Below are 19,441 nucleotides of genomic sequence, written 5' to 3'. Positions count from 1 at the left end.
CATTAATAAAGTATTATATAAGTATTAGGAAACTAATTTTTAAATATTTTTTTAATAAAGAAAGAGGAATAGAATGGACAATCAACTATTATATTCCGTCTTAACTGGTATTATTGTTTTTATTTTGACAATTTTTGCGATGATTGTCGTGAATAAATTAGGTTTAAACCGTTCAAAGGAACGTGCAAATTCATTAATTAAAGATGCTGAAGAAAAAGCAGAATCAATAAAAAGAGAAGCACATTTAGAAGCGAAAACTCATGCTTATGAGATCAAACTAAATGCTGAAAAGGAACTTAAGGGGCAGCGTAAGGAACTCCAAGAATATGAAAATAAATTGGATCGCCGTGAAGAAAATCTAAATTTTCGCGATGCAAACTTAGTGACTAAAGATAAAGAAATGTTGAATAAGCAACGTGACTTAGAGGCTAGAACTGCCAAACTAGATAAGATGGAGCAGGCGTTAATCGAACGCACAGAAGTTCAATTAAGAGAATTAGAACGAGTTGCTCATATGCCTGCATCAGAAGCAAAAACAGAACTATTCGAAGTTGTTGAAAAACAAATGGAGCAAGAAGTTCTTACTTACATTCGTGAACAAGAAGAAATGGCTCATCAACGGGCTGAAGACATCGCAAGAAACATAATTTCTCTTGCTATTTCGCGATATGCACAAGAAGAAACAACGCAACGGACCTCTTCGGTCATTACCTTGCCAAGTGAGGAAATGAAGGGCCGTATTATTGGTCGTGAAGGACGTAATATCCGTGCATTTGAAAATGCAACGGGTGTCGATCTATTAATCGATGACACACCTGAAATTATTACATTATCATGTTTTGATCCAATTCGTCGTGAAGTTGCACGAATGGCATTGGATACGCTTATGACTGATGGTCGAATTCAACCAGGTCGTATTGAAGAAGTTGTTGATAAAGCACGTAAAGAACTTTATCAAGTTATTAATAAAACGGGTCAGGATACCTTGTTTGATTTAGGTATTAGTAAGATGGATAAAGAAATTGTAACCATTCTGGGACGTCTGAAATATCGTTATAGCTATGGTCAAAATGCCTTGGCTCATAGTATTGAGGTTGCGAATTTAGCGGGGATGATGGCCGCTGAACTTGGCTTAAATCAAAAACTTGCGAAGCGTGCAGGTCTGCTCCATGATATTGGTAAGGGTCTTGATTTTGAAATCGAGGGTAGCCATGTGGATTTAGGGGTGCGTTTAGCGAAGAAACATAATGAACATCCAATTGTGATTAATGCAATTGCATCACATCATGGTGATACTGAAGCAACCAGTGCGATTGCCGTACTTGTCGCAGCGGCGGATACATTAAGTGCAGCACGACCAGGCGCACGCTTTGAGTCATTTGAAAATTATATTCAACGTCTTGAAGAACTTGAAGCGATTGCATCAACTCGTGAAGGAGTTCAACGTGCATTCGCAATTCAAGCAGGTCGTGAATTACGTGTTATGGTTGTACCAGATGAAATCGATGATCTTCAAACGGTAAAACTAGCACGTGATATTCGTCAACAAATAGAAGAAGAACTCACATATCCTGGTCAAATTAAAGTGACTGTGATTCGTGAATTACGCGCAATGGAGTTAGCTAAGTAATGAAGATATTATTTATAGGTGATATCGTAGGAGCAAGTGGTCGACAAATTGTTGTTGACCACTTACCTATGTTAAAAGAGCAATACGAAATAGACTTTACGATTGCAAACGGTGAAAACAGTGCACATGGTAAAGGCATTACAAAGAAAATATACAATCAATTAACCGAAGCAGGTGTGGAGTGCATTACAATGGGAAACCATACATTTGCGAAACGCGAAATTATCGATGATTATGATGCATGTCCGAATCTATTGATACCTGCGAATATTGAACCCATTGATTTTGGAAACTATTATAAAGTTTTTGATGTTCAGGGAAAACAAATTTGTGTGGTAAACCTCTATGGTGAAGCATTTATGAATCGTGTGGGTGATCGGCCTTATCCTTATATGGACTGGCTTTTAGAAAATACGGAGTATGATTACTACTTTGTAGATTTCCATGGAGAATCGACCAGCGAAAAGATGTTATTTGCACATATTTATTCTGAAGAAATTGATGCGATGGTTGGAACCCATACACATGTTCAAACTGCAGATGAACGTATTATTGGCCAGGTAGCCTATATTACGGATGTCGGAATGTGTGGCGCTTGTGATAGTGTTATTGGACGTGACATTGATGAGTTGTATGATCGCGTAATATTAAATGAAAAAACACACTTCAAAGTGGCCAAAGGTGATGCATTCTTAAATGCTGTAGTGATTGATGTTGATGATAAGACGATGAAGTCGAAGTCAATTCAAAGAATTGCAATTTAAAGTAAGTAAAACCAAGCCTTGCTTGGTTTTTTTATTGAAGTTTCTGTGCAAACATTAGTGCTTCGTTTTTAAGTGAAGGAAATCTAGTGTATAATATAGGAAATGGTTTACATCATAATAGAAATTAATTAAAAGGAGATTTTATGGATAAAATTCGTTTTCTCGCATTAGGAGGTCTTGATGAAGATGGCAAGAATATGTCGGTCATTGAGATTAATGACGAGATTTATGTCGTGGATGCAGGTTTAAAATATCCACAAACTGATCAATTGGGTGTCGAAATTGTCATTCCCGATTTATCATATTTAAAGAAAAATAAAAAGCGTGTTAAAGCAATTTTTATCACACACGGTCATGATGACGTAATGGGTGCACTCCCATATCTTGTTAAGGAAGTGAATGCACCGGTATATGCAACGCCGCTTATTGCGCTTATGATTGAAGATTTGTTTAAAGAAAATAAAGTAAAGAATGCACACATTCACAAAATTAAACGCAACAGCCGTTTTAAAATTGGTGAGCGTCGTTTTGTAGCTTTTGGGTTGACACATTCAATTCCAGATACATTTGGAATTGCAATTGATACGGATCAAGGATATGTCGTTCATTCGAGTGAATTTATTATTGATTTTGATGTGCGTAATCAAGGATTTATGTGTGATGTCGCAAATATCTCTGAATTGGGTAAAAAAGGCGTATTCTTATTAACTGCTGAATCGGTAGCTTCAAAACGCCAAGGATTTACTTCGCCTAATCACCGTATTTCAAAACGTATTGAACGTGTTTTTGAAGAAACAAACGAGCGCATTCTTGTGACGTTGTATGAACAAAATATTTACCGACTCATTGAAGTGATTGAAACGGCTCAAAAATTCAATCGTAAAGTGTTTTTCTATGGTGAGAAGCAACGTCGTTTGATGAAGCATCTTGAACGTTTAAATTACTATCATATGCCTAAAGGTCTCGAAATTAAACCTGAGAAGTTTAATAATGAAATCAAAGATGTCGTGGTAATTGTGTCTGATATTGGCCCTAGCGTTTTTAATAAAATGGGACGCATTGCGATGGGTGAAGATCAACTTGTTGAAGTGAATGAAAACGATAACGTGATTGTCGCTTCTCCAGTTGTTCCAGGTACGGAAGCCGTCGCGGGAGCTATGATCAATGAATTGTATAAAGATGGCGTTAAAGTAATGTCCTTAAACTATAAAGATGTTATGCCGATGCATGCATCTGTTGAAGATTTGAAAATGATGATTGCGCTTCTTAAACCGAAGTATTATGTTCCAGTTAAAGGTGAATATCAAAATCTTGTCGCAAACGCAGGTGTTGCGGTTGATATGGGTATTAGCGCTGGTAATATTGTAATCTTGGATAACGGTCAAGTCGCAGAGTTTGATGAAGGTCGTTTAAAAACGACATCTGAAATCTTAAAACTTGAAGATATGTTAATCGATGGCAAAGACCATTTAGATACATCGGGATTGGTGCTTCGTGATCGTCAAACACTCGCTACAGATGGATCCATTATTGTTGGTATGGTTATCAATAACAAAACGAAGGAAATTCTGGGCGGACCGGATGTGCAATCTCGTGGTGTTATCTACCTAAAAGACGCAGATAACATTATGAAAGAAGTGGGTGTCATTCTTGAACAAACCATTCTTAAACTTGTTGAGAAGCACAAATATGATAACGTTACAGCGCGAAATGAAGCACGTGATGTTATTTCTAAATACATTTATAAACAAACAGGGAAACGTCCGATGATTTTACCTGTTATTATTGAAATTCATATTTGATAAGGGGTGATTGCGTGAGTTCTAAGGGAAAGAAAACAAAAAAAGAACAGCTTAAACAACAAGAGCTCATTAAATTTGTCGTTGAACTCTCTGTAATTGCACTTGCAATTATTGCGATGTTTGAATTGGGTGTTGTTGGCCGCTTTTTAAATCAATGTATGCGTATTTTAGTGGGACAATATCCGATGCCTTACCACATCTTAATCATTGGGATTACAGGATACAAAATGATTGGAACGGATACGAAACATAAAACATGGCGTTTTTGGACCGCCGTGGGTCTGCTTTTTACTGCAATGATTCTTTCCGTTAATTTCTTTCTACAACCCCAAGCGTCCGGTTTGTCCGTAATCTCGGAGTATTTTAATCGTATTCCGAAGATTTTTATGAATTCAAATGAGAATGCTTATGGTGGTGTTGTGGGCGCAGTTTTATTTGGACTGTTGTCATATCTTGTGGATCGTGCAGGTGTCTTGCTTTTTGTAATTGTGCTAATTCTAAGTGGTCTTGCGCTCTTATTTACACCAAGAGAAATGTTGCGAAGTGCACAAAAGAGTACTGATGCAACCAAGTCTGCCTTAGAAAAACGTCGTGAACAAAAAGAAGCGAAGCGCCGTGTGAAGGCAATGCAGGAAAAACAAGCGGAACTGGATGAAAAATTAAATGAGTACGCAAGCGAAGCAGAACCAACAAAAGCCGGTTTTATTTCGTTTGATGCTCCCAATGTGGTGAAAGAATCAGTCACAAAATCACCGTTTATGACAATGGATGATGTCAATGTGCCTGATTCTTCCGATGCTACGCCGACAACGGATTTAGAAGAAAATCCATTTGGATTTAAAAATGCAGGATTAGATCCGGTTTCCTTATCGGATAAAACCAGTACCCAACAAGCACTGGAACAAGGAGAAGATTTTAGAACGAGTTCATTTGAAAATTACAAAGTTCCTTCCATTCACTTGTTGGAGGCGGGACGTGGATCAAATACATCCAAAGCGAATGTAGCCAGTGCTAAAGAAAAAGGGGAACGGTTAATTGCGGTTTTAAAACAGTTTGGAATTGATGCAGCGCTTATGGATATCCATATTGGTCCTGCCGTAACGAAATTTGAGTTAAAACCTGACAGCAATGTGAAGATCAGTCGGATTGCATCGATTCAAGATAACTTGATGATGGAACTGGCAGTAAAGACTTTGCGTATTGAAGCGCCGATTCCAGGTAAAAGTGCGGTTGGGATTGAAATTCCAAATGTTGAGATGGTCCCAGTTAAAATGAAAGATGTTGTGATGGGGTCATCACAATTTATGTCAGAAGATAATGTAAATGTTGCACTGGGTAAGGATTTAACAGGAAAACCCATTACGGTGGCTTTGAATAAGATGCCTCACCTACTTGTTGCGGGTGCAACAGGGAGCGGTAAGTCGGTATGTATGAATACCATTATTACATCCATTCTGCTCACCAAGTCTCCCGAAGATTTAAAACTTCTCTTAATTGATCCTAAAAAAGTAGAATTTACACCTTATACTGAAATACCTCATTTAATTGGTCCGGTTATTGATGATCCGCATAAGGCATCAGCAGCTTTGAAAGTTGTTGTTGAGGAGATGGAACAACGTTATGATTTATTTTCAAAAGCTGGGGTGCGAAATATTGGATCTTATAATGAGAAAGTGAAAGCCTTCCCTGCGGAAAATCTGTCAAAATTACCGTGGATTGTCGTTATTATTGACGAGTTGGCAGATTTAATGTCTGTTGCCGGTAAAGAGGTTGAGACAAGTATTCAAAGAATTACTCAACTTGCGCGTGCTGCGGGGATACATCTTATTGTCGCGACGCAGCGACCATCCGTGGATGTCGTAACAGGAATCATTAAGGCAAATATTCCTTCGAGAATTGCTTTTGCGGTGTCAAGTGCAATTGATTCGCGTACCATCTTGGATGAGACCGGTGCCGAAAAATTGCTTGGATATGGCGATATGTTGTATGTACCAATGGGTGAACCGCATGCAATTCGTGTTCAGGGATGTTATGTCAGTGATGACGAAGTTAAGAAAATTGCGGATAAAGCAAGTGCCCAAGCAAAACCACGATTTGATGATTCCTTTATTAAATTAGATGGTGTTGATGGAAACCAAGGGGTCTTGGGTGTGGAAGAAGATCCACTTTACCAAGAAGCTCAAGAATATGTTGTTCGTCAGAAAAAAGCATCAACATCTCTATTACAACGCCGTTTTAGAATTGGATATAATCGCGCAGCCAATATGATCGATGCCTTAGAACAAAATGGTGTCATTGGTCCAGCTCAGGGTAGTAAACCCCGCGATGTTTATTTAAAATTAGATGATCTTGAACAAGAGAGCGCTTTATAGCGCTTTTTTATTTGTCTCCATTACCTTATATTTGTCATTTATCGTTAAATATATGGGAGTTGTGTTAAGTTTATGTATATTACGAGAACAAATTGTGCGAATGTAGTGAAATTTTCTTAAAAATAGTGTATATTGATACCGTTAGTCTAAATTTTTATATTTGGATTCATGGGAGGGTATATGAAAAGAAAGCTATTTGCACTTTTGATGGCTGTGGTCATGTTTGTATCAACTGGAGTTCAGTTGGATGCAGATACAGCACGTGTCGCAAATCAAAACAGTCTTATAACTGATTTTAATTTCTCAAATACTAATTTAAACCATGGGTATGAAACCAGCGTTACAGTTCAATTTGCGGAATCCGGAAATCGCAAGTTGAATTCTGGTGATGTTATGGAACTCCGATTACCAATGGAGCAGAAAGTAGATTCGAATGGATCTCCTTATTCCGTGGGACTCAAAGGAATCTCACAAACGATTAAGCTTACCATGCCAGGGGTTGAAAAACCACTCGGTCATGTCTATGTGACAGAAAGTAATGTTCATGTTGTGTTTACAGATGAAGTGGATCAACTCAACAATATTGCAGGTTCTTTCACATTTAGAGTTGAAGGATTTAATGATAATACGCAAAACATCAAAGAAACACTGTATACCAATCTTGGAACGAATGTTTCTCAAAAGTCGGTACAAATTGAAGGTCAATTTCAAGGAAGTGGTTCTTATGAGATGTTTGCGAAACTAGGCGGAATGTCCCGTGAAGAGGAAGAGGTCGTGCGATGGGTTCTTCTATTAAACGGTGAACGCGAACCCTTTATGTCTGAGATGACGGTACGCGATACAATTGGAACAGGTCATGAATACATGCCAGGATCCTTAGTATTTATGGTTACCGATCATACCGGAAATCGCTTTACGGTTAGTGAACAGACGTTTCGAGATCAGTATGGTGGCGTATGGATTAATGGTCAGTCTTTAATTGTGGCAACTCATCCAAGCAAATTACACTATACTTCAATTGAAGTCATGTATAACACAAAAATCACAGATTTGAAACAGGCTGAGATGGAAAATAAAGCTGTGGCGAGTTTTTATGATCATGAAGGCTATCCCCAAACCATTGAAAAAGATGTATCTGTTGAAAATCATTATGCATCCGGTTCGATTGTTGGAAATAAACCAAAACCGGGTGTTTTAAGGATTGTAAAAGTTATTGATGGAACGGAAACACCTGTATCGGGTGTTACTTTTACTGTGAAAAATGATCGTGGTGTCCTCGTTGAACGTGTAACAACCGATGAAACGGGAGTGGTTAATCTTTCGCTGAAAGATGGCCGTTATACGATTGAAGAAGTCGAGGCACCTTCTTGGCTTGTCTTGGATCCCAAACCCGTAACCGTGGATGTTGATCAACATGCGGAAGTCGGGACGCTTGCAGTTTTTAAAAATGAAATTAAAAAAACAGAAGTTAAAGTCTCTAAAACATGGATTGGTGGTCCTTCACCCCATCCGATTGTTGCATTTAACCTTATGCAAACGCTTAACGGGGTTACTTCTGAGGCAGGTCGTATTTTAACCTTAGAGGGTGGAAAATCTTCGGTTGTTTTTGAAAATCTTCCAGTTGCTGATGAAACTGGAACCCCCATTGTTTATTCTGTCGAAGAAGCGGGGTTCGCAACCGATGAATATAAGGTTTCAATCACACCAATTAATGAAAATAATGAAATTTTTGTTACAAATACCTTTATTAAAGATACAGAGTTGACAGATTTTAAAGTTTTTAAAACATGGAATGGAGGGCCTTCTACGAAGCCTTCAGTTTCCGTTCAACTTTATGCCAATGGAGATCTTGTTGAGGGAAGTATTATGGAAATTCCTAGCGGAGAAAACTCCGTAACGTTTCAAAATTTACCTGCTTATAAAGGAGGCGTTGCGATAGAGTATAGTATTCGAGAAGTTGAAGTTCCTAAAAATTATAAAGAAACAGTGATTAAACCCAATCATATTGAAAATGAGTACCTATTAAAAGATGTAACCATGACTAAAAAATGGGTGGGAGGCAGTCCGATACATCCAGACACTGAATATGTTTTAGTTGCGGATGGTGTTGATACTGAACACACCGTAACGCTCTCACAAGAAACGAGTTATACCTTTAAAGACATGCCGAAATACAATGACAAGGGTCAAGAAATTGTTTACCGTGTTCGTGAAGTCGTGGTTCCAGAAGGGTATGACGCAACGTATAGTGAAGATGGTTTAACCATAACCAATACCTATCGTATGGAGTACATGGATGTTACCGCAAACAAAGTTTGGGTGGATTCCTTAAACTCAGGGGAACATCCAACAGTTAGGTTTCAATTGTACCAAACCATTGATGGTGTAACATCAGCGGTTAATGGTGTATATAAAGACTTAAGTGAAGGTTCTGTAACGTTTAAACAGCTTCCTAAAACGACGCAAGACGGTAAAGAAATTCGTTATACTGTTCGTGAGGCAAATATTCCAAAACATTATGAAGTTCACTACAGTACGGATGGTTTAACTGTCACCAATACCTTTAAACCGGATATGATTTCCGTAAATGTAGAGAAGGTTTGGAATCATGGACCCGTTACGCGTCCAGATATTGAAATTCAATTGTACGCAAATGGTGCTCCTGTCACAAACGGGAAACGTACTTTAAGAAATGGTCAAACACACGTGGTTTATCGAAATCTACCAAAACAAGACCATGCGGGAGAGATTGTATATACGGTTAAAGAAATTACCCAGTTAGACAATTATTCAACCCGCTATGAAGGAGCAGGGACAGATTTAAAAATCATTAACGATTATCAAATTCCGACAAAACCCATTATTGCGCGAAAAGTGTGGGAGGGTGGACCAAGTCCAAAACCAACCATTGCTTTAACACTCTCAAAACGTATTGAGGGATCCAATGACATATTACCAGTTCCCCTTGCACCGATTGAACTTAAAGATGGTGAAACGGAGGCTCATTTTGGTGTGCTTCCAATTAAAACCTTGGATGGAAAAACCATTACGTATTTCGCGAATGAGGTGGATGTCCCAGAAGGTTATCTAGGGTTAAATTCATACTCCGACCCACTAACCGTAATCAACCGTTTTGATGTGAAGACAGCACCGGTTTACGGTAAGAAACTATGGCGTGGCGGACCAGATCTTAAACCTGATATTGAAATTAAACTTCAAGAACGGTATGAAGGTGAGACAGAGTATCGTGATAGCGATGTTGCTTCTAAGCTTTTAAAAAGCGGTTATGATACTGTGCGTTTTGACTCCATGCCAACGTTTGCGTTTGATGGACGTCGTATTGAATATCGACTTCATGAAGTAAAGGTACCAACTGGATACACTCAAATAGAAAGTTCCAATCCGCTGGAATTGATAAATGTATATAATCAAGGAAGCATGTCCGTTACGGCTGAAAAGAAATGGATTGGTGGACGCAAAGAAACCGTTACCCTTCGTCTTTATCAAGAAATTGATGGTGTTGAAACGCCTGTACCTAATGGGGAACGCGTTTTAAAGGAATCCGAAGCACAGATCGTAACGTTTACGGATTTACCTGAAAGAACCTTGGATGGGAAAACCATTACGTACTTTGTTCGTGAGTTAGGCGTTCCGGAAAATTATTCTGTTTCATACAGCTCTGATCGTTTGACAGTTATCAATACCTTCCAAGAAGGGGTAACGCATTTAAATGTGAAGAAAATATGGCAAGGTGGTCCAGGACCTTCAATTCCCCTCGAACTTGAATTAACGCGTAATGGAGCGGCTACGGGGATTATGCAAACTATGGTTCCTGGAGATAATGACGTTGTCTTTGCGAACTTACCGAAATATAGTGAAGAGAATGTTCCGTATTTCTACAGTGTTCGTGAGGTAAATGAAATCGAACACTATAGCCTTGAAAACATTTCGCATGATGGAGATACCAACGTTACCTTGACCAATGTCTACGATTATGGAGTACGGGATGTGGTTGCGAAAAAAGTATGGACCAACGGCATGAGTCCACGTCCTGAGATACAGTTTGAACTTCGCCGTGCGTCTTCACCAACTGATAAAGTCGGTACATCAACAGGTAGGGTTCAAACCTTACGTGATGGTGAAACAACCACTGTCTTTAAAGATTTAGAGGTTCGCGATGATGAGGGGAATACCTACATCTATTTTGTAAAGGAATTGACGTCAGTTCCGAATACGATTACACAATACAGCCCTGATGGGTTAACCGTCTATAATCACTATGTGTCACCGAAAACATCCATTCGTATTCTAAAAACATGGGTTGATGGACCAACGGTGAGACCTGATACCTCTTTCCAATTAACACGACGTCTAAAAGGGACCGAAAATGTCTTTGAAGATGTTTTAGGATTTGAAGCTCAATTACATTCAGGTCAAACACACCTTGATTTTGTGGATGTGCCCTTAAATGATCATCAAGGGAATCCGTATGAATACTCGGTTCGTGAAGTTTCCGTTCCAGAAAATTATACAGAAACCGTATCACCAATTCGTGATGCAAATATTATAGAGGTTACCAACACCTATCAGTCTCCACTTAAATCCGTGACCGCCTTTAAAAAGTGGTCTGGCGGAGAAAAAGCGCGGGATCGTGTTGTATTCGAACTCTATCGACGAGTTGAAGATAACGATTTTGAAGCGGTATCGAATCAAAAAGAAACGCTTTTACCATCAATGGCTTCCGTAACGTTTACAGATCTTCCTGTGAATGATCAACAAGGCCGTCTTTATGAGTATCGTGTCAAAGAAATCGAGGGACCTGAGCATTTTGAAGCCTCTTACAGCGATGATGGATTAACGGTAACCAATACGTATAATCCTGGGGTCACGGAAGTGTCCTTTACTAAAGTATGGGTTGATGGACCCGATACGCATCCGACAATTGTGGTTGATTTATACGCAAATAACGTTAAAACAGAGCACGCAATAACACTTCAAGCGGGTGAAAAGGCCGGTATATTTAAAAACCTTCCAAAACGTGATGAAGCAGGTATTGATATTACGTATACCGTACAAGAACGGGATGTTCCTGAAAATTATGATGTATCGTATCAAGGAACGACCATTACCAATACCTTTAATCAAGGTGTTCGTGATGTGATTGCTACTAAACTATGGGATGGTGGTCCAATGACACATTCTGAGGTTACCTTTGAACTTTTTGCGGATCAAAAAGCAACCGGTATAACGCAAGTTCTATCACCAGGTGCTAAGACGGTGACCTTTACGAATGTTCCAGTCTATACATCGGAGGGTACAAAAATTGCATATCGTGTTGAAGAAATCGGTGGTCCGGAACATTATATTGCACGTTATAGTTCTGATGGTCTAACGGTAACCAATACGTATGATCCAGGCCTACGTGATGTCATTGCTACTAAAAAATGGGTCGGTGGAGCATCAAGTAATCGACCAACGGTGATTTTTGACTTGTATGCAGATGGTTCTAAGACAGATCAATCTGTAAGCCTCTCAGATGGCATGACACAAGCTCATTTCACAAATCGTCCGATCCGTAATCAAGATGGCTCAATCATTCAATATACAGTGAAAGAGCGTACAAAGCATGAAGCTTATGATGTCCATTACAGTGAAGATGGTTTAACCGTAACCAATACCTTCAACCCAGGTTCACAAACCATCACCGCTCATAAAGTGTGGGTAGGTGGACCTGATGAAAAGCCTGATGTTGTATTTGAACTTTATGCCAATAATAAACCCCTTGGTGTGAAAAAAATCTTGGGATCGGGTGTGAAGTCGGTTAGTTTCAGAGGTCAGCCTGTTTTTGATGACTTTGGAAAACGCATTAAATATCATATTGTGGAACATGATGTTCCTGATTATAAAATTACATACAGTGCGGATGGCTTAACCGCTATTAACACTTATACAAAAATCGATAATGGTGTTGGTTCGCTCAACAATCGACCAACAAAACCATCTGTGCCACCACTCCATGGTATTAATGTATTGGGAATGAGTAAAAATCGTTTGAGTGCTCTTCCAAATACAGGGGTTGGTGGATCGCAAATGCAGTATACTGCTGCATTGGGTCTTATTGCGATGGGATTAATTCTAAGACGCAAAAAACGAAAATAGCCTAAAAAACCTACATAAACGTAGGTTTTTTTTATTGTGCAAAATCTTGTGTATTTAATGCCATAAATAAGTGAACAATTGCTTAAGTTTGTTCATTAGATACATTTTGTAAGGAATCGTGATAACTTTGTGATGAAAAGGTGCAAAAATGTGTAAGTTTTGTGACAAAGGACATATACTACATATACAAAGAGATTGTGAACAGGTCATGAAAGTTCACAAGTAAAGGAGAGAATATGAAAAATACGAAGACAAAGTTGATTCTAAGGTCACTTATTGCTTTAGTTCTAATCGTTTCAGGTATTACAACAAATGTGAATGCATCAAGCAGTCCTAAAGATTATACAAATGAAGCGATATTTACCCAATTCGACGTTAATCCTAAGGGATTAATTAACAATCCAAGTCAACCTATTGAGTTTAACTTAGCGTTCAGCGATATGAACAATGGTCAAAAAGTTAAATTTAAACCAGGTGATTATTTCGAGTTAACATTACCAAGTAATGATGAGGTAAGTTTACGTTCCCTTCGTGCTATGGGTTCAAAAATGCCTGTACATGCATTTGATAAAAATGGAAAACAAATCACCCTTGGTGAGTTAACCTTTAATGGAAGTCACATTCATTTTGAATTTATGGAGGATGTACTTCAACTTGAAAACGTTACAGGTACGATTAATCTAAAATCGGTATACGATAATGCATACCGTGGTGAAGAAGATAAAATTGCGGAACTTCCAACCAATCTTGGATTGGGTTCATTGGATAAACAAATGATTACAATCTCACAACCTGGAACCCCTACAGGTGTTGAACCAAGTCCAATCTTTTACTGGAAAACCGGAACATTCTCAACAGAAGTTCACGGCGATATGAACTGGTGGTTAAACATCAACAGTCCTAAAGAAGCAGTGCAATCCGATGTGAAGGTAATCGATACAATTGGTGAAGGTCATAAACTGGTTGATGGATCAATCATGGTTGACGTGGAAGCAAATGGAGAACTCAAACACATCAGTGCTGAAGAATTTAATAAAGAATATGGAACAATTACTGTTGAGGGTCAAGTTCTAACGGTAATGATTCCAAGAGAAAAAGCAGCAAAAACAACATTTACCGTTACTTATGATACGCGTGCTTTTGATAAGAAACTTGAAAATTATAAAAATGCGTCAACAATTGAATATAAAGATGAATCCGGAAATCTTGTGACGGATACACCCAAACATTATACTGATACATCCGTTGTGAATATGTTTGATGATGCGACAATCGGTGGAGAAATGAAGGAAAAAGGTGTATTCCGCGTGCAAAAATTTATTAAAGATACAGATGAAGTGCTCGAAGGCGTTACCTTTGAGATTACAGATAAAGATGGCAAGAAAATAGAAGGAATTACCAATGAAGATGGTATCTTTGATTTCAATCTTGAACCCGGTAGTTATACCTTAAAAGAAATCAAAACGCGTGATGGGTTTGAGTTGGATTCAACAGAATATGAAATTGAAATGACTGAAAAATCCCAATCGAAGTCAATTTACAACGATTACCAACGAATTGATGTTGTTGCGACAAAGAAATGGGTGGGTGGTACGTCACCACGGCCTGCGGTAACATTTGATCTCTACCGTAGCGCAAACGGTGTTTCAGAACGTGTTGAAGGTGCAACCATGGAATTGGTTGATGGTCAAACAACCGCTGATTTTGGAAAACAGTTAAAATTCGACAAAGAAGGTCATGAATACACATATTTTGTTAAAGAAACAACAGATTTAGAAAACTATATCAAACATGAAAATGGACTTGAAGTAACCAATACCTATAACCTACGTGATGTAGCTGTAAACAAAGTATGGGTTGGTGGACCTGCGGTTCACCCAACCATTCAAATTCAACTTTATGCAAATGATATTGCACTTGAAAATCATCTTGAAACCTTAACATCAGGTACTGATGTGGTAACATTTAAGAATTTACCAATTCTTGACAAAGCAGGAAATGAAATCGTTTATTCCGCAAAAGAAGTCAATGTGCCGGTAGGCTATGAAATGGAACAAACGGATGCACTCACAATTACCAATCACTTTATCGTTGAGAAAATCGATATTACCGCACACAAAATCTGGGACGGTGGTCCAAGTGTTAAACCTACCATCACATTTGGGCTAGTCCGTGATGGCATTGAAATGGGAATTACGGTAGATTTAGTCAATGGTGAGGAAACAGCAGTCTTTGAGGATTTACCAAAAACAGATCCTAATGGAAAAGATTATGTTTATACCGTTATCGAACTTGATGTACCAAAAGGTTATGTTGCGGTTTACAGTGAAGACGGTTTAACCGTTACAAACTATTATGATGAACCGGTCATTGTAGATCCACACGAACCAAAAGAACCTACAAAACCTGTTGAACCTACGAAACCTGGTGAACCTTCAAAACCTGAAGTCTTGGGTGTTCGTAAAGAACAATTACCTCAAACAGGTGTAAGTGCAAACAATGTCTTACTCTATGGTAGTTTATTATTAATCTCAGGAATCGGTATGTTTGTATTGAAACATCATCGTGAGGAAAAAGAGTAGAAGCTTCGGCTTCTTCTTTTTTTATAAAATCATAAAAAAAACTGGATGATTAAGTCCAGTTTTTGTATTTTACATATAAGATTTAAGAACACTCAAGATGTCTTCACGTTTAATTTTTTGTTCCGCACCAGTTTTACGTTCCTTCAGTTCGACTTCACCGTGTTCCACATCACGTCCGACGGTAATTCGTAATGGAACCCCAATGAGATCCATATCGTTAAACTTAATACCTGGACGTTGTTTACGATCATCGAGAATCACTTCCAGTCCTGCTTGGGTTAATTCTTGATATAAAGCGTCTGCGAAGGCCATATGTTCTTCGTTTTTATTATTGATAACAACGATTGCTACTTGGAATGGCGCAAGATTCATGGGCCATACAATGCCGTTTTCATCATTGTTTTGTTCAACAACAGCTGCAAGAGTACGACCCAGTCCAATTCCATAAGATCCCATATATACATCTTGAAGTTTGTTGTTTTGGTCTAGGTATTCAAGACCCATTGCTTTTGAATATTTTGTCCCCAGTTTAAAGGTATTTCCAACTTCAATCCCTTTTGAGAATGTAAGAACGCCTTTACCATCTGGGTTTGGATCGCCTTCTTTAACATTTGATACGTCGATAATGTGTGTTGCTTTAAAATCAGAATGATTCACATTAATGAAGTGGTGGTCATTTTCATTTGCACCCACTGTGAAATTTCGTAATCCTTCAATCATCTTATCAACAACAACATCAATTTCAAGACCTACAGGTCCTGCAAATCCGACAGAAGCACCCGTATGTTTTTGAACGTTTTCAAAGTCGGCAAGTTCAACTTCCGTTGCTTTGTATAATTTCGCAAGCTTAGTTTCATTTACATCACGGTCTCCAAGAACACAAACGGCAACATATTGATCATCCAAGCGATAGATTAATGTTTTTACAAATTTTTGAACGGGTTGTTGTAAAAATGAAGCAACCTCTTCAATTGTACGTGCATTGGGCGTATAGACTTTTTCCATACTTAAGAATGGTTCATCAGATTGAATACGATTTACGTTTTCCGCAACCTCAAGGTTACTTGAATATCCTGTTTCTTCGCCAAGTACTAAGATGTCTTCACCGATATCAGTAACAGCCTGAAACTCTTCAGAGAGTAAACCACCCATAATACCTGTGTCTGCACGAACGATACGATAATCCAGTCCAACACGATCAAAGATACGTTTATACGCTTCAAACATCGCGTCATAGGACTTGTCAGCGGATTCAAGATCAGCATCAAAGGTATAGGAATCCTTCATCACAAACTCACGTACACGAATTAAACCAAAACGAGGACGTGCTTCATCTCTAAATTTCGTTTGAAATTGATAAAGGCTAAATGGCATATCTTTATACGAACGAATTTTCATTTGTGCTGCTTGCGCAAACAACTCTTCATGCGTAGGACCTAAAACAAATGGTTTTTTAAAACGGTCATCCAATTGGAACATGCTGGTACCAATAATATCACGACGTCCTGAGGCTACATAAACATCTTCAGGAATCAAGGTAGGCATGGTCATTTCCTGTGCATCGATGGCGTTCATCTCTTCACGGATAATGTTTTCGATTTTATTTTTAACTTTTAAACCAAGTGGCATATACATATATACCCCAGAAGAACTTTTTTTAATATACCCAGCTCGAACGAGTAGGTTACCACTGGTAGAATCTTCATCACGAACATCTTCCCTAATGGTATAAAAGAAACTTTTACTTAATTTCATACATTCACCTCGTAATTTTCTCATATAGTATATCACGAAACCATGAATTGTGTGTTATAATAGTGGTGCCCAAAGGGAAATATATTTCCGACACTTTGATATAAGGGAATCCGGATGTTTATGCGTGGTGTGAAAGCTAATTTATTAGAATCCTAAACCCATGACAGGATACCCACCTGTTAACACAGGGAATAATATCAACCCTTTGGGTTTTTATTTTGAATGATTAAATCGGTCCTTGTGTTTATCAAGGAATCGTTATAAAATATAGATAGATATAGGATGGTGAGAGTATGCTAACACTACTAAGTACAACAGGTTTATCAATTACTTATTTTGTTTTAGGGTTATTGGTTGGAGGTGTCGTTGCTTTCTTCTTAAGTAAGAAGTATTTTGAAAAACAATTAAAAGAAAACCCACCAATTAACGAAAAAATGATTCGTGCGATGTACATGCAAATGGGACGTAAACCGTCCGAAGCGCAAATTCGTCAGATCATGAAGTCGATGGGACAATAAAAAACACAGGCGACTGTGTTTTTTATTACGATGTGTGAATATGAGAAAACTGATACGAAAACTTGTTTTAATGATGGTGACCGTTGCCTTGGTGGTTGCGGGGGTCATCCTCTTTTTCGGATACAAAGAGTATCAATCGGTTATCCTGAAAAAACCAATTGATACGGTTTTAATCGAATTAAAAAAAGATGAAGCGTATACTACAATCGATGAAATCCCTGACCTTGCTTTAAAGGCCATGGTTGCTACGGAAGACTCCCGTTTATTTACTCGGAAATCGGTAATGGATTTGCGTGCAGTTTTACGTGCGATTGTTCATAATATTCAAAGTCGTAAACTTGTGGAAGGGGGATCAACCATTCCACAACAAGTTTCTAAAAATATATATTTTGATCATGATGCCTCTTTTGTGCGGAAAGTATCCGAATATTTTGTAACACGTGACTTACTTTTAACGTATACTAAAGAAGAAATCCTGGAGATGTATCTAAATATAATCTATTACGGTGATGGTTATTCCGGGATATACCATGCAAGCATGGGGTATTTTGAGGTCCTACCTTTCGAATTGAATGAAGGACAGGCGACGCTTTTAATGGGGTTGCCACAATCACCGTCTTATTATGCCTTGAGTTCTAATTTTGAGGCTGCGAAAGCGCGGCAACGTCATGTATTAAATCGTCTTGTTGATGCCCAAGAAATTACAGCAGAACGTGCCGAAGAAATCTATTTAATGGATGTTTATGGAGGACAATGAAATGAAAAAGAGAATGATTAGTGGTATTAAACCAACAGGACAATTAACATTAGGAAACTATATTGGCGCGTTAAAGCCTTTTGTAGCATCGCAAGATGAATACGATTTAAGTGTTTTTATCGCGAATCTACACTGTGTTACCATGCCGATTGATCCGGAAGAACTTGAGACCAATTTAAGGGATGCCTTGGCATTTTATTTGGCATGTGGTCTTGATCCGCAAAAAACAGACATCTTTCTCCAAAGTGATGTTCCTGAAATTGCGCAACTTGGTTTCTTATTATCGTGTGTTACCCCAATGGGTGAATTAAACCGTCAAACTCAATATAAAGATAAAAAAGACAGCGGTGTTTCCTTAAGTGCTGGATTTTATACGTATCCAACCTTAATGTCAGCCGATATTTTAATTCACGGTGCAGAGCTTGTACCTGTTGGTGAAGATCAAAAACAACACGTTGAGTTAGCGCGTGATACAGCCGAACGTTTTAATAATCGATTTGGGGATACGTTTAAAATTCCAGAACCGGTCATTGCGAAGGTTGGAAAACGCATTATGTCCTTACAAGATCCAAGCAAGAAAATGAGTAAATCAGATCGCGAAGGGGACAAAGGGGTCATTTATTTAAAAGAAGACACTAAAAAAGCACGTAAGAAAATTATGTCAGCAGTGACGGATAGTATTGGTGTTGTGCAATATGATCCAGAACACCAACCAGGGGTTGCGAACTTACTAACCATCTATGCTTCACTGAAAGAAATCAGTATTGATGACGCCGTAAAAGTATTTGAAGGCCAACAATATGGAAGTTTTAAAAAGGCAGTCGCAGACGTTGTTTGCGCTGAATTAGAGGCGATTCAAGCACGTTATCACGAGTGTATTGAATCCAATACACTCAATGATGTTTTAGCGGAAGGCGCATCCCGTGTCCGTCCTCAAGCCCAAGCAACATTGCATGATGTGCAATCGAAATTTGGTCTTGATTGGAAACGCAACTAAGTTCGCTTAACATAAATATCAAAAAGATTCATGAATTATGACCTAGAATTATTTTCTAGGTCTTTCAAAATATACATATAAAATGTATAATTGATTAAAAGGGAG

General features: G+C 38.4%; 10 protein-coding genes and 1 other RNA gene. 10 read left to right on the top strand and 1 reads right to left on the bottom strand.

The window, feature by feature from the left end:
• The first annotated feature begins 73 nt into the window (after positions 1 to 73).
• The 6 genes from rny to EPJ89_RS00590 all read left to right on the top strand — a co-directional run bounded on the left by rny (position 74) and on the right by EPJ89_RS00590 (position 15,309).
• A complete protein-coding gene (gene rny, locus EPJ89_RS00615; protein ID WP_161636590.1) occupies positions 74 to 1,630 on the top strand; it encodes a ribonuclease Y in 1,557 nt (518 codons plus the stop codon).
• Positions 1,630 to 2,394, top strand: a complete 765-nt coding sequence (locus EPJ89_RS00610) for a TIGR00282 family metallophosphoesterase (protein WP_125164625.1) — start codon at positions 1,630 to 1,632, stop codon at positions 2,392 to 2,394. The genes rny and EPJ89_RS00610 overlap by 1 nt, the downstream gene beginning before the upstream one ends.
• 143 nt (positions 2,395 to 2,537) lie before the next feature.
• Positions 2,538 to 4,196 (top strand): ribonuclease J, encoded by a 1,659-nt coding sequence (locus tag EPJ89_RS00605; RefSeq protein WP_161636589.1) that lies wholly within the window; start codon positions 2,538 to 2,540, stop codon positions 4,194 to 4,196.
• A 14-nt stretch (positions 4,197 to 4,210) separates the two neighbouring features.
• Entirely contained in the window at positions 4,211 to 6,568 is a 2,358-nt protein-coding gene (locus EPJ89_RS00600; RefSeq protein WP_200548773.1) for a DNA translocase FtsK, read from the top strand.
• Positions 6,569 to 6,748: 180 nt separating this feature from the next.
• Positions 6,749 to 12,727: a Cna B-type domain-containing protein gene (locus EPJ89_RS00595; protein ID WP_161636587.1), complete on the top strand. Its 5,979-nt coding sequence runs from the start codon at positions 6,749 to 6,751 to the stop codon at positions 12,725 to 12,727.
• A 236-nt stretch (positions 12,728 to 12,963) separates the two neighbouring features.
• Positions 12,964 to 15,309 carry a Cna B-type domain-containing protein gene (locus EPJ89_RS00590; RefSeq protein WP_161636586.1) on the top strand — a complete coding sequence of 782 codons (2,346 nt, stop codon included), beginning with the start codon at positions 12,964 to 12,966 and terminating at the stop codon, positions 15,307 to 15,309.
• Between the two features lie 69 nt (positions 15,310 to 15,378).
• Here EPJ89_RS00590 and EPJ89_RS00585 read toward each other — a convergent pair whose 3' ends face one another.
• Positions 15,379 to 17,064: a proline--tRNA ligase gene (locus EPJ89_RS00585; RefSeq protein WP_200548772.1), complete on the bottom strand. Its 1,686-nt coding sequence runs from the start codon at positions 17,062 to 17,064 to the stop codon at positions 15,379 to 15,381.
• Positions 17,065 to 17,127: 63 nt separating this feature from the next.
• Here EPJ89_RS00585 and ssrS point away from each other — a divergent pair.
• The 4 genes from ssrS (at position 17,128) to trpS (ending at position 19,336) form a co-directional block, all read left to right on the top strand.
• Positions 17,128 to 17,280, top strand: a non-coding RNA gene (gene ssrS, locus EPJ89_RS00580) — 6S RNA.
• 77 nt (positions 17,281 to 17,357) lie between these two features.
• Positions 17,358 to 17,582: a YneF family protein gene (locus EPJ89_RS00575; protein WP_125164623.1), complete on the top strand. Its 225-nt coding sequence runs from the start codon at positions 17,358 to 17,360 to the stop codon at positions 17,580 to 17,582.
• A 40-nt stretch (positions 17,583 to 17,622) separates the two neighbouring features.
• Complete coding sequence (locus EPJ89_RS00570; RefSeq protein ID WP_200548771.1) at positions 17,623 to 18,339, top strand: biosynthetic peptidoglycan transglycosylase; 717 nt, start codon at positions 17,623 to 17,625, stop codon at positions 18,337 to 18,339.
• A 1-nt stretch (position 18,340) separates the two neighbouring features.
• On the top strand, positions 18,341 to 19,336 hold the full coding sequence (gene trpS, locus EPJ89_RS00565; RefSeq protein ID WP_161636583.1) for a tryptophan--tRNA ligase: 996 nt from the start codon (positions 18,341 to 18,343) through the stop codon (positions 19,334 to 19,336).
• The last annotated feature ends 105 nt before the right edge of the window (positions 19,337 to 19,441 follow it).

Source organism: Erysipelothrix sp. strain 2 (EsS2-6-Brazil) (assembly GCF_016617625.1).
Lineage (GTDB): Bacteria > Bacillota_I > Bacilli_A > Erysipelotrichales > Erysipelotrichaceae > Erysipelothrix > Erysipelothrix piscisicarius.
The sequence above is the reverse complement of the archived record's forward strand: the minus strand, read 5'-3'. Positions and strand labels throughout refer to the sequence as shown.

Excerpts from the sequence above, each read along its gene's own strand:
- EPJ89_RS00610 (WP_125164625.1), top strand. The coding sequence starts at position 1,630 with ATGAAGATATTATTTATAGGTGATATCGTAGGAGCAAGTGGTCGACAA.
- rny (WP_161636590.1), top strand. The coding sequence starts at position 74 with ATGGACAATCAACTATTATATTCCGTCTTAACTGGTATTATTGTTTTT.
- EPJ89_RS00570 (WP_200548771.1), top strand. The coding sequence starts at position 17,623 with ATGAGAAAACTGATACGAAAACTTGTTTTAATGATGGTGACCGTTGCC.
- EPJ89_RS00575 (WP_125164623.1), top strand. The coding sequence starts at position 17,358 with ATGCTAACACTACTAAGTACAACAGGTTTATCAATTACTTATTTTGTT.
- EPJ89_RS00585 (WP_200548772.1), bottom strand. The coding sequence starts at position 17,064 with ATGAAATTAAGTAAAAGTTTCTTTTATACCATTAGGGAAGATGTTCGT.
- EPJ89_RS00590 (WP_161636586.1), top strand. The coding sequence starts at position 12,964 with ATGAAAAATACGAAGACAAAGTTGATTCTAAGGTCACTTATTGCTTTA.
- trpS (WP_161636583.1), top strand. The coding sequence starts at position 18,341 with ATGAAAAAGAGAATGATTAGTGGTATTAAACCAACAGGACAATTAACA.
- EPJ89_RS00605 (WP_161636589.1), top strand. The coding sequence starts at position 2,538 with ATGGATAAAATTCGTTTTCTCGCATTAGGAGGTCTTGATGAAGATGGC.
- EPJ89_RS00595 (WP_161636587.1), top strand. The coding sequence starts at position 6,749 with ATGAAAAGAAAGCTATTTGCACTTTTGATGGCTGTGGTCATGTTTGTA.